The organism is Elioraea sp. (genome assembly GCF_051860475.1).
Lineage (GTDB): Bacteria > Pseudomonadota > Alphaproteobacteria > Acetobacterales > Acetobacteraceae > Elioraea.
Genome location: NZ_JBHYDW010000142.1, coordinates 1 through 11,090, shown reverse-complemented (window position 1 = coordinate 11,090; position 11,090 = coordinate 1). Strand labels below are relative to the sequence as shown.

Annotated in this window: 13 protein-coding genes; 8 read left to right on the top strand and 5 right to left on the bottom strand. The window is 72.7% G+C overall.

Features of this window, described 5'->3' with window-relative positions; genetic code table 11:
* The 3 genes from ACTIFU_RS19375 to ACTIFU_RS19365 all read left to right on the top strand — a co-directional run.
* On the top strand, positions 1 to 602 hold a 602-nt coding region (locus ACTIFU_RS19375), incomplete at its 5' end, for a polysaccharide biosynthesis protein (RefSeq protein WP_439579962.1).
* Between the two features lie 83 nt (positions 603 to 685).
* Positions 686 to 1,423 carry a DUF1194 domain-containing protein gene (locus tag ACTIFU_RS19370; protein ID WP_439579961.1) on the top strand — a complete coding sequence of 246 codons (738 nt, stop codon included), beginning with the start codon at positions 686 to 688 and terminating at the stop codon, positions 1,421 to 1,423.
* 4 nt (positions 1,424 to 1,427) lie between these two features.
* A complete protein-coding gene (locus tag ACTIFU_RS19365; RefSeq protein ID WP_439579960.1) occupies positions 1,428 to 1,610 on the top strand; it encodes a hypothetical protein in 183 nt (60 codons plus the stop codon).
* Between the two features lie 4 nt (positions 1,611 to 1,614).
* Here the strand turns inward: ACTIFU_RS19365 and ACTIFU_RS19360 are convergent, their stop codons facing one another.
* Genes ACTIFU_RS19360 through ACTIFU_RS19345 form a run of 4 tightly spaced genes read right to left on the bottom strand, consistent with a single transcriptional unit; the run spans position 1,615 to position 5,035 of the window.
* On the bottom strand, positions 1,615 to 2,898 hold the full coding sequence (locus tag ACTIFU_RS19360; protein WP_439579959.1) for a tripartite tricarboxylate transporter substrate-binding protein: 1,284 nt from the start codon (positions 2,896 to 2,898) through the stop codon (positions 1,615 to 1,617).
* Positions 2,898 to 4,058, bottom strand: coding sequence for a UxaA family hydrolase (locus ACTIFU_RS19355; protein WP_439579958.1), 1,161 nt, complete (start codon positions 4,056 to 4,058; stop codon positions 2,898 to 2,900). Before ACTIFU_RS19355 ends, ACTIFU_RS19360 begins: the two co-directional genes overlap by 1 nt.
* 59 nt (positions 4,059 to 4,117) lie before the next feature.
* Positions 4,118 to 4,306, bottom strand: a complete 189-nt coding sequence (locus ACTIFU_RS19350) for a DUF4169 family protein (RefSeq protein ID WP_439579957.1) — start codon at positions 4,304 to 4,306, stop codon at positions 4,118 to 4,120.
* A 36-nt stretch (positions 4,307 to 4,342) separates the two neighbouring features.
* A complete protein-coding gene (locus ACTIFU_RS19345) occupies positions 4,343 to 5,035 on the bottom strand; it encodes a hypothetical protein (protein ID WP_439579956.1) in 693 nt (230 codons plus the stop codon).
* 125 nt (positions 5,036 to 5,160) lie between these two features.
* Here ACTIFU_RS19345 and ACTIFU_RS19340 point away from each other — a divergent pair, with 125 nt between their 5' ends.
* A complete protein-coding gene (locus ACTIFU_RS19340; protein WP_439579955.1) occupies positions 5,161 to 6,558 on the top strand; it encodes an FAD-dependent oxidoreductase in 1,398 nt (465 codons plus the stop codon).
* Between the two features lie 17 nt (positions 6,559 to 6,575).
* Here the strand turns inward: ACTIFU_RS19340 and ACTIFU_RS19335 are convergent, their stop codons facing one another.
* The gene (locus ACTIFU_RS19335; protein WP_439579954.1) at positions 6,576 to 7,046 is read right to left on the bottom strand and encodes a YHS domain-containing (seleno)protein; all 471 of its coding nucleotides are present in this window, start codon (positions 7,044 to 7,046) and stop codon (positions 6,576 to 6,578) included.
* Between the two features lie 111 nt (positions 7,047 to 7,157).
* Here ACTIFU_RS19335 and ACTIFU_RS19330 point away from each other — a divergent pair, with 111 nt between their 5' ends.
* The 4 genes from ACTIFU_RS19330 to ACTIFU_RS19315 form a co-directional block, all read left to right on the top strand.
* The gene (locus ACTIFU_RS19330; protein ID WP_439579953.1) at positions 7,158 to 7,826 is read left to right on the top strand and encodes a dienelactone hydrolase family protein; all 669 of its coding nucleotides are present in this window, start codon (positions 7,158 to 7,160) and stop codon (positions 7,824 to 7,826) included.
* A gap of 53 nt (positions 7,827 to 7,879) precedes the next feature.
* Positions 7,880 to 9,328 (top strand): sensor histidine kinase, encoded by a 1,449-nt coding sequence (locus ACTIFU_RS19325; RefSeq protein ID WP_439579952.1) that lies wholly within the window; start codon positions 7,880 to 7,882, stop codon positions 9,326 to 9,328.
* A 115-nt stretch (positions 9,329 to 9,443) separates the two neighbouring features.
* Positions 9,444 to 10,289 carry a DUF547 domain-containing protein gene (locus ACTIFU_RS19320; RefSeq protein ID WP_439579951.1) on the top strand — a complete coding sequence of 282 codons (846 nt, stop codon included), beginning with the start codon at positions 9,444 to 9,446 and terminating at the stop codon, positions 10,287 to 10,289.
* Positions 10,290 to 10,331: 42 nt separating this feature from the next.
* On the top strand, positions 10,332 to 11,090 hold a 759-nt coding region (locus ACTIFU_RS19315), incomplete at its 3' end, for a hypothetical protein (protein WP_439579950.1).

The following is an 11,090-nucleotide window of genomic DNA, read 5'->3' as shown; positions in this document are numbered from 1 at the left end:
GCGCGCGCGCAGACGGCACCGGCACGCGGTTCGTGACGGTGCGCTTCGGCAACGTGCTCGGCTCGACCGGCTCGGTGGTGCCGCTGTTCCGCCGCCAGCTCGAACGCGGCGGGCCGCTCACCGTGACGCATCCCGACATGCGCCGCTACTTCATGACCGTGCGCGAGGCGGTCGGGCTGGTGCTCGCCGCGACCGTGCTGCGGGTGCGGGACGAGGGGCTGCCGGAGGCGGCGCGCCAGGGCGGCATCTTCGTGCTCGACATGGGCGAGCCGGTGAAGATCGTCGATCTTGCGCGCCGGATGATCCGGCTCGCCGGACTTCGCCCGGAGGTCGATGTGGCGATCCGCTATACCGGGCTGCGTCCCGGCGAGAAGCTCTACGAGGAGCTGTTCCACGGCCGCGAGACGCTGGTCGAGGCGGGCGCGCCGGGTCTGCTGATGGCCGCCCCCCGCACCGCCGATCTTGCCCTGGTGGCGCGGGCGATGGACGAGGCGGGTGCTGCGTCGCGGGCCGGGCGCGAGAGTGCCGCCCTCTCGGTGCTCGCCGCCCTGGTGCCCGAATTCACCCGTCCCGGCGAGAGTTCGGCCGCACCGACGATGTGATCGCCGCCGGTGACGGAATTGCTGCATCGACTCCTTGACTTCTGTTAGCGTTTGCTGATCGGGAGCGGATGGGAGTCGGGAGAATGCGTCCCTCACGCCGCAAGGTTGTTGCAGGTCTGTCGGCGAGTGCCGCCGCAACGCTTCTGCCCGCCGCCGCGCGGGCCGAGAAGAAGCCGGTCGATGTGCTGCTGGTGCTCGCCGTCGATGTCAGCCGGTCGATCGACGAGGAGGAGGCGCGGCTGCAGCGCCAGGGCTACCGCAACGCGGTGGGCGATCCGCGGGTGGTCCAGGCGATCCAGTCCGGCACGCTCGGCGCGATCGGCGTTGCCTACACGGAATGGGCCTCGGCCGATTATCAGCGCCTGGTGATCCCCTGGACCTACATCGACGGGCCGGAGGCCGCGCGCGCCTGGGTGACGGCGCTGGAACAGGCGCCGCGTGTCAGCATGAACTGGACCTCGATCTCGGGGGCGATCGAGCACGCGATGCGCGTGCTGGACGATGCGCCGTTCGAGGGCACGCGCAAGGTGATCGACATCTCGGGCGACGGCGTGAACAACTCCGGCGCGCCGGTGACGCTGCTGCGCGACCTCGCGGTGGAGGCGGGTGTCGTCATCAACGGCCTGCCGATCCTGAACGACCGCAGCCCGTTCGGCCGGCCGCCGTCGATGCCGCTCGACCAGTACTTCCAGGAATTCGTGGTCGGCGGGCCGGGCGCCTTCGTCATTCCGGCCGACGATTTCGACGCCTTCCAGAACGCCGTGCTGCGCAAGCTGATCCGCGAGATCAGTGCCGCCCCGGCGGAGCGCGCGTTCGGCTGAGCATGTGATCGTTTCGATCCTGCTGCACGGCGCGACGGCACTCGTTCTCGTCACGCTGCTCGCCTGGGCCGTTGCGGCATGGGTGTCGGTGTGGCTCGCTGCCGCCTTGTGGGTGGCCGGCGCCATCGTGGTCATGCTGGTCGTGGTGCTCGCGCGCGGCGCGCTCGGGCCGCGCGGCGGCGGCTGACGTTCTATTCCGTCGAGATTCCCGCCTCGCGGATCAGCGGCACCCAGCGCGCGAGTTCGGCCTGCACGCGCGCCTCCGCCGGCTCGGCGAGCGTGGGAGTCGCGTCCACGCCCATCGCCGTGATGCGCGCACGTACCGGCTCGCTTGTCAGCACAGCGGCCACCTCCTGGCGCAGCGTCGCAAGCACCGGCTCGGGCGTGCCGCGGCGCGCGGAGAGCGTGTGCCAGATCTCGATCGCGAAGTCGGGATAGCCGCTCTCTGCCACGGTCGGCAGCTCGGGCATGCTCGCGAGCCGCTGCCGGCTCGCCGCGGCAAGCCCGCGCAGCCGGCCCGCACGGATATGCGGGATGGAGTCCGAGGCGCCGGAGAACATGAAGTCGAGATTGCCCCCGACGAGATCGGCCGTGGCCGGCGCGCCGCCCCGGTAGGGCACGTGCTGCGCAGTGATCCCGGCGGTGCGCAGGAACATCGCGGTGGTGATGTGCGCCGGCGAGCCGACCCCGGCCGAGCCGTAGGAGAGCTCGCCAGGCCGCGCCTTCGCGGCCGCAACGAAGGCGGCGAGGCTGTCGAGCGCGGGGTGCCGCTGCGGATTGACCGCGAGGATGTTCGACGAGGTCGAGGTGATGCCGAGGGCGATGAAGTCGCGCGCGGTGTCGTAGCCCGGCGTGCGGTGCACCGCCATGTTCACGACATGGGTCGCGAAATGCCCCATCACCAGGGTATAGCCGTCCGGCTCGGCGCGCGCCGCAGCCGCCATGCCGATCGCGCCGCCCGCGCCGGGCCGGTTCTCGACCACGACCGACTGGCCGAGCCGTTCCGCCAGAGGTGTCGCGATGATGCGCGCGGTGGTATCGGTGCCGCCACCCGGCGCGAAGGGCACGATGATTCGGATCGGCCGGTCCGGCCACGCGGCGCGCGCGGGTCGGATCAGCGCGAGCGTCGCCGCTGCGGCGGCGAGGCTGCGGCGGGTGATGGGGCTAGCGGGCATTGGTGTCCTCCTCGATCCGCTGCGCGCGGCGGCTTCTGATGTTGTGCACATGCACATGCGCGCCGGCCGCGATCGCGGGGGGGTGGCGACGCCGATCGGCGCGCCGTATTTGCGCACGGGCGCGCCCGCCGCGATCGCGCGGCGAGCGAATTTGTGGCCGAGCGGGACGGGCGCGGCGAGGGTCAGGGTCTCGACCGCCGCACCGATCCGCACGCGCACCGGTCCGGGCGCAAGATCGGCGAGCGCCATCGCGACGTCGTCCGCCTCCGCCAGCACCACGGCGTCCCACGCGCGGTCCATCAGAAGTCCATGCCTGCGCGCGCGAAGGCGGTCTCGCCCTCGTTCAGCACCTCGCCCCAGGTGAGCGTGCCCGAGGCGTGGTCAAGCAGCTGCGCGAACACGCGGTCCGCGGCGGCCTCCGGCTGCTCGTGCCCGGCGAGCACGGCGGAGGCGTCGGCGTCGATCTGGCGCGAGAGCCGTGCCGCCGTACCGGGATTGGCACTCAGCTTCAGCGTGGGCGCGAGCGAGTCCGTGTAGGAGTTGCCTGGGCCGGTGGTGAAGATCAGCAGGTTCGCCCCGGCGGCGGTGAACCCGGTGATCGAGGGCGGCGAGAAGGCCGGGCCTTCCATCACCCAGAGCCCCGGGTCGGGCGGGGCGGCCGCCTGCGCAAGCACGCCCCGCACCAGGCGCGAGCCCCCCTTGGCGATCGCGCCGAGCGACTTCTCCTCGATGGTCGAGAGCCCACCGCGGATGTTCTCCTGCCCGGGATTGTTGCCGAGCAGATCCTCGCCCGAGGCGATCGCGGCGGCCTCGCGCCGTGTGACCGCCGCCCGGATCGCCTCACCCACCTCGGGGGATGCGGCACGCGCGGCGAGCACGTCCTCCGCGCCGAGCCACTCCATCGTTTCGCCGAAGATCACCCGCCCGCCCGCATCCACCACCCGGTCCGCCACCATTCCCGCGAGCGGGTTGGCGGCGAGACCCGAGGTCGCGTCCGAGTGGCCGCACTCGATGCCGAGTGTGAGCAGCGAGGCGGGGAGTTCCTCGCGCCGCGCCCGCGAGGCCTCGCGCAGCAGCAGCGCCGCCGTACGCACCCCGCGCGTGGAGAGCTCGAGGCTGTCCTCGTGCACGTCGTCGAGCGCCACCGTCTCGACCGGCTTGCCCGAAAGAGCGATCCCCTCGGCCACCGCATCGGCGCGCAGCCGGTCGGCGCCGATCACCACCACGCCGGCGACATTGGGATTGCGCCCGAGCCCGATCAGGGTGCGGCGGCTCTGCGCGCGGTCCTCGCCGAACTGGCCGCGGCCATAGGGGCAGGCGATCAGCACCGCACGTGGGAGTTGGACCGCGAGCCGCCGCGCCGCCGCCGTGGTCAGCCCGAGGATGGAGAGGATCAGGACGTGGTTGCGGGCACCCGCGCTCCCGTCGGGTCTGGGATAGCCGAGGAAGCGCGCCGTCATGTCCGTCCCCATGCGTTTGCGCGACGCTAGCGGCAGGACCAGGCACCGGCAAGACAGGTTCAGTCCTCGATCCGCCCCCGGTCCAGCCGGGCGCGCGCCTGGTCCGCGCCTGCCTGCTCGGCCGCGTCCCGCGCGCGCTCCGCCCTGGTGCGCCCGTGCAGAATGCGGTTCCGCGCGGCCTCGCGGTCCGCGCTCTCGCGGGCCTTCGCCTTGCGCGCGCGGCGCAGGTTGACGATCTCGCCGGTCATGGCGTGAGCGGACCAGATGCCCGTCGCGCTGGCAAGCTAGAGCCCACCGCGCCGGCAGGCATCGTAGTCGCCCCCACGCGCGGAACAGGCCCGGTGCCAGGTGTCGGCATTGGCGACGCAGCGCCAGGTGAGGTTGCCGCTCGTTTCGCACCAGGCGAGGCCCGCTCGGCTCTCCGCCGACCGCGCGGTGGCCCAGACCAGTTCGCGCGCGAGGCGCTTCAGAACCTCGGTCTCGTATGCGACGTCGAGCGTCTGGCAGTAGAGCCGGCCCCCCGGGCTCGGCTCTGGCGCGGCGCCGATCTCGTCGATCCGGTTGCGCGAGAACCGCGCGAGCCACAGCCACCAGCCCTCGTCCGGGACCGGCGGACCGCCCTCCGCGAGGGCACCGGGCTTCAGCACGAGAACGATGCCGATGTCGCGCCAGCGCCGCCCCTGCTTGATGTCCTCGCCCAGCACCTCGGCGACATCCGCCCAGGCGATCGCACGCGTCCATGGCGTGCACGCGATATGCGTCGCGGAGATCCGCAACGCCGGCCGGCCCGCGATCGCAGGAGCCTGTCCGGCGAGCGGCAGCCCCATCGGGATGGCACCGAGCGCCAAGGCCACCGCCGCCCAGCGCCGCCTGAACCACAGCAGCGCGACGCCGAGGCCGATCAGCAGGGCGCCCGCGAGGAACAGCAGGCCCGTGAGCGGGCTCGAATCCAGCGACCAGGCCAGCGGTACGATCATGACTGCCCGGAATCGACGAAGTCGCGTATCGTTCCGGCACGAAAGCACGGCCGGGCAGGTCGCGGCAATCGAACTGAAGTCGCGGCCTGCTACCCCCCATGCACGCCAGACACCGGGAGAGCGTCATGACCGATCCGCGTTCCACATCCCTCGCGATGCTGAGCCGCCGCTCCGCCCTGCGGCTTGCTGCCGCCTCGCTGCTGCTCGGCGGCACCGGCTGCGCCTCGCTGCTCGGCCGGAACCAGCGCGTCGTGGTGATCGGCGCCGGCATTGCCGGGCTCGCCGCCGCGCGCAGCCTCGCCGACGCCGGCCACATGGTGACGGTGCTGGAGGCGCGGCCGCGGCTCGGCGGACGGCTCCATACGGTGCAGATCGCCGGCGTGCCGATCGATCTGGGCGGCGCCTGGATCCACGGGCCCGACGGCAACCCGATGACCGAACTCGCCGATGCTGCCGGGATCCGCCGCATCCCGACCTATGACGCGAAATCGGCGATCTACGAGCCGAACGGACGGCGGCTCCCGGCCGAGGAGGTCGCGGCGACCTATGGCCGGGTCGAGGCGCTGCTCGGCGACGACCCCGGCCTCGCGCCCGAGGCGCCGGACATCTCGGTCGCCCAGGCGGTGGCGGCGCTGCGCAATCCCGCCGCCCTGCCGCCGCACGCGCGGCGCGAGGCCCGGCTCGCGGCCGATCTCGTCGCCTCGTGGTCGGGCGGCGATGCCGAGGAGGTCTCCGCCAAATGGTGGTTCGGCGAGGAGGAGGTGCCGGAGGAGAACCACCTGCTCGATCTCGGCTATGGCGCGATCATCGACTACGTCGCGCGCGGGCTCGACGTGCGTTTCGGCGAGGTGGTCAGCGCGATCGCGCTGACGGCGAACGGCGTGCGCGTCACCACCCGGCGCGGCGTGCACGAGGCCGACCGCGTTGTCGTCACGCTGCCGCTCGGCGTGCTGAAGCGCGGCGACGTGACCTTCGATCCGGTGCTGCCGGCGGCCAAGCGCGACGCGACCGAGGCGATCGGCAACGGGCTGATGAACAAGATCGTGCTCGGCTTCGACCGGGCGTTCTGGCCCGATGACGTCGATTTCGTGCGCGTGCTGTCCGACAGCGCCGGCAGCTTCACGCCCGAAGTGGTGAGCCTGGCCGCGCATCACCGCGCGCCGATCCTGGTCGCGCTGGTCGCCGGCCGCACCGCGCGCGAGATGGAGGGGATGCGCGAGGATGCGATCGCCGCGCGGCTGATGGCGCCGCTTCGGCGTGCCTTCGGCCGGGCGATGCCCGCGCCGACCACCTTCCGCGTCACCCGCTGGGGGCGCGACATCTACGCGCGCGGCGCCTACAGCTTCATCCCCGTGGGCGTCACCGAGGCCGCCTTCGCCGCGCTCGCCGCACCGGTCGAGGGCCGTCTGTTCTTCGCCGGCGAGGCGGCCTCGACCGAGTACCCGTCCTATGCCCACGGCGCGCTGCTGGCGGGACGGCGTGCGGCGGCCGAGATCATGGCAGCCGCCTCCGTGTTCGCCTGAGTCGCGACCTGGCGCCGCTACTCGGCGGCGAGCCGCGGCCAGTTCGCGTCGGCCTTTGCGATGTTGCCGGGGATGTCGCGTTCCCAGCGGCGCTGGATCGAGCGGTCGTAGTTCAGGTAGAGCCGGCCGTCGACGATCTTCCAGGCGGCGGGATCGATCGGCGCGGTGTAGCCCTCGGCCACCGCCCAGGCACAGAACCCGCCATAGGCGGGGGCGTAGCGCGCGGGGTCGGCGGCGAAGGCGTCGCGGTTCGCCTCGGTCGCAAAGCGCCAGGTCACCGCCTGCCATGTATGGGACAGGTCGGCGCGGCCCGCTACCGGCCGCCCCTCGCGGAAATACGCGACCGGATCGGTGCCGCGGATCGCCACACCATTCTCGGCGAACCAGCGCCGGGCGCTGTCCGCGCGTCCAGGGGCGCCGCGAACGGCGAGGCCGATCGTGCCAAGCGCGCCGATGACGACGAGGCGGCGGGTGAGGTGGTTGCGCATGAGGCTCTCCTGGTGGCCGTTGTCCCGCACACGGTTCGCCGCGGCGGCGTGCCTGGTTTCCGTCGTGCGCGCATCTGCACTAGCCTGCGCCCGGCAACCGGGAGGGACCGCATGAGCCAGACCATCACGCTCATCGCCGCCGACGGCCACAGCTTCTCCGCATACAGCGCCGGACCGGCGCGTGCGGCCCGCGGCCTCGTCGTGGTGCAGGAGATCTTCGGCGTGAACCACCACATGCGCTCGGTCTGCGACCGGCTGGCCAGCCGCGGCTACGCCGTGGTCTGCCCAGCGCTGTTCGACCGCACCGAGCGCGGGGTCGAGCTCGGCTACGCGTCCGAGGACGTCGCACGCGGGCGCGAACTCCGCGCGCGCATCTCCAACGAGGGCCCGGTCGCCGATATCGAGGCCGCCGCCGGCGCGCTGCCCGAGGAAGCGAAGCGCGGCATCATCGGCTTCTGCTGGGGCGGCACTATCGCCTGGTGGGGGGCCACGCGCACCGCCCAGTTCGCCGCCTCCTCGTGCTGGTACGGCGGCGGCATCGCCGCGACCCGCGAGGAGACGCCGCACTGCCCGGTGCAGATGCATTTCGGCGAGAAGGACGCCTCGATCCCGCTGACGGACGTGGACGCCATCCGTGCGGCGCAGAAGGACGTCGAGATCTTCGTCTACGCCAACGCCCAGCACGGCTTCGGCTGCGACGAGCGGGCGAGCTTCGATCCGGGCGCCAACGAGCTCGCCTGGCGCCGCACCTACGCCTTCCTCGACCGCCATCTCGGCTGATCCCGGCCCGCTTCCTGCGAGTCGCGGCCGGACTGGTGTAGACTGGGGCGGTGATGGCCGACCGCCGCCCCGATACCGCGCGCCCGGCGCGCAGCCTGTCGATCCGCCTGCTCTGGCTGACCGTCGGCTTCGTGATGGTCGCGCAGGCGCTGATCCTGCTGCCCTCGCTGGGCCGCGCCTATCTCGACTGGCTCGGCACGCGGATCGAGGCATCGCATATCGCGGCACTGGCGCTGGAGGCCGCTCCCGACCAGATGGTCGGCGAGGAGCTCGAGGACCAGCTTCTCCGGCTCGCCGGCGTCGAGGTGGTGAGCCTGCGCAAGACCGACCAGCGGGTGCTCGCCCTCGCCCGGCCGTTCCAGGCGCCCGTCGTGAAGACCGTCGATCTCGACACAATCCCGCTGCCGCGCGCGGCGGCCGACGTGGTGGCGCTGCTGGTCGCGCCCACGCCCGGGCTGATGCGCGTGATCGGGCCGAGCCCGAAGGAGCCCGGCACGGTCGTCGACATCGTCATGGAGACGGGCGCGCTGACGCGCGACATGCATCTGGCGCTGGCGCGGATTCTCGCCGAGGCGCTGGCGATCTCGCTCGCCGCCGGCGTGCTGCTGTTCCTCGCGCTCGACTGGCTGCTGGTGCGGCCGATGCGCCGGCTCACGGGCAGCATCGTCGCCTTCCGCAAGGACCCCGAGGCGGCACCGGTTGCGCCTGGCCCCCCGGCGCGCGACGACGAGATCGGCCGCGCCCAGATCGAGCTCGCCGCGATGCAGGAGGAACTGCGCCGGGCGCTCTGGCAGAAATCGCGTCTCGCGGCACTGGGCACCGCGGTGACCAAGATCAACCACGACATGCGGGGCATCCTCGCCACCGCGCTGATGATCTCCGACCGGCTGACCACCAGCGAGGACCCGAAGGTGCGCCAGATGGCGCCGATGCTGCTCGCCTCGATCGAGCGGGCGGTGGCACTCTGCAAGCAGACGCTCGACTACGCGCGCGAGGGGCCGCCGCCGCTCGACCTCAACCGCTTCGCGCTCGCGCCGCTGGTCGACGAGGCGGCGCGCGCGGCCGAGGCGGGTGCGCGCGACGGGCTCGCGCAGGTCGAGAACCGTGTCCCCCCGTCGATCGAGGTGCTGGCGGACCGCGAGCAGCTGTTCCGCGTCCTCCTGAACCTGCTGCGCAACGGCTTCGAGGCCGGCGCGCGGCGGGTCGCGGTCTCCGCCGCCAAGGACGAGACGATCGCGATCACGATCGCCGATGACGGACCGGGCCTGCCGCCCAAGGTCCGCGACTCGCTGTTCAGCCCGTTCGCCTCGGGCCGGCGCGGCGGCACGGGCCTGGGGCTCGCGATCGCGCGCGACGTGATGCGCACCCATGGCGGCGACATCGCGCTTGAGACCACCGGGCCGGAGGGCACCGTGTTCCGCCTGACGCTGCCGGGCGAGGCGACGGCCGAGCCGCCTGCCGAGCCTGCCCCGGCGGCCTCGCGCGGTACTGCCAAGGTTTGACCCTTGCGCGGGCGTCGGCGCGCCAGGGAAGGGCACTCGCGGCCGCGTGATCGCGGCGCGACGTAGCCCCGGACGCCGCTTGGGCGAAGTCGAGGCGAACCGCCGGGAGACTTGCATGAAGCCGATGTCGCGCCGCGCTGCCCTCGCCGGCGGCCTTGCCCTGATTGCCACGCCAGCGCTCGCCACCCGCGCCGATCTCTGGCCGCGCTGGCAGCGTCACACGCCCGGTGCGCGGCTGGCGGTCGATCACACGGCCTGGGATGCCTTCCTCGCCCGCCACGTCCACGCGGGCGAGGACGGCGTGCACCATATCTCCTACGCCGCCGCCAAGGGCGCCGACGAGGCTGCGCTGGCCGCCTATGTGCGGATGCTGGAGGCGACCGACGTCGATGCGCTCGACCGGCCGGAGCAGTTCTGCTTCTGGGGCAATCTCTACAACGCGCGCACGGTGCTGCTGATCCTGGAGCACTGGCCGGTGCGCTCGATCACCGAGATCCGCATCAGTCCCGGCCTGTTCAGCTTCGGTCCTTGGGGTCGCAAGCTGATGCGGGTGCAGGGCGAGGCGCTGAGCCTCGACGACATCGAGCACCGCATCATGCGCCCCATCTGGCGTGATCCGCGCGTCCATTACGTGGTCAACTGCGCCTCGATCGGCTGCCCGAACCTCAAGCGGACCGCCTGGCGCCCGGCCACGCTGGAGGCGGACATGGACCAGGGCGCGCGCGCCTTCGTCAACCATTCGCGCGGCGTCTCCGTGCGTCCGAACGGTCGGATCGATGTCAGTTCGATCTACAAGTGGTTCCGCGACGATTTCGGCGACAGTGACGCCGGCGTAATCGCGCATCTGCTGCTCTATACCGAACCGCGGCTCGCCGCCGCGCTGCGTGCGCGCAACCGCATCGACGGCGACGACTACGACTGGTCGATCAACGCCTGGCCGCGCGGGGCCAACCGGTCCTGACCCGGCTGCGTCGACTCGTTCCTGTCATGCTATGGAGGCTGCATGGCGGGAACGGACGGCACCGACGATCTGGCGCGCCGCAAGCTTGAGGCCGAGATCGCCAAGCTCGAGGCCGAGACCGCGCGGGCAAAGCGCGAGGGACGCGGGATCGGCGCACGGATCGGCGTGGTGGTCTCGATCGCCACCGTGCTGACCTCGCTCACGATCGGCGGCAGCCAGGTCTGGCTCGCGCGCGAGCGGAGCGAGAGCGACCGGCGCGTCGCCGAGATCGAGCTCGGGCTGAAGACCACCGGCTTCGTGCTGGAACGGCGCGAGCGCTTCCTCGCCGCCCCGCCCGAGGGTCAGGTCGCGTTCGTCGGGCTGGTGGTGCACATCTTCCCGCCCGAGGATGCGCGTCGCCTGCTCGCCCAGCTCGGCCAGGACCTCGCGAGCCAGGCCGCGTCGATCGCGGCGATCTGCTCCGCGCTTGGCCGGCTTGGCGCTATCGGCGCTGAGACCGCGAACCAGCTCCGCTGCACCGGCGAGCCTGCCCCCATGCAGGTCGCGAGTGCGGCGCCGCCGCCGGGGGTCGAGGCGGCGCGGCGCGAGGCCGAGGCGATGGAGCGCCGCGCCGCCGCGCAGGAGGCGGCGCCCGATCCCTGCGCTGGCCTGCCCGAGCCGAGCGAGCGGGACCTGCGCGTCTTCCCGCACGTCGTGGCGCGGCAGGATCGCGTGCTGTTCCAGGACCGCGCCGCGGTGTTGGCGCGCGAGGTCGGCTGGCCGCTCGCCGGCGTGGAGTTCATCGATATCCGCTGGACGCGG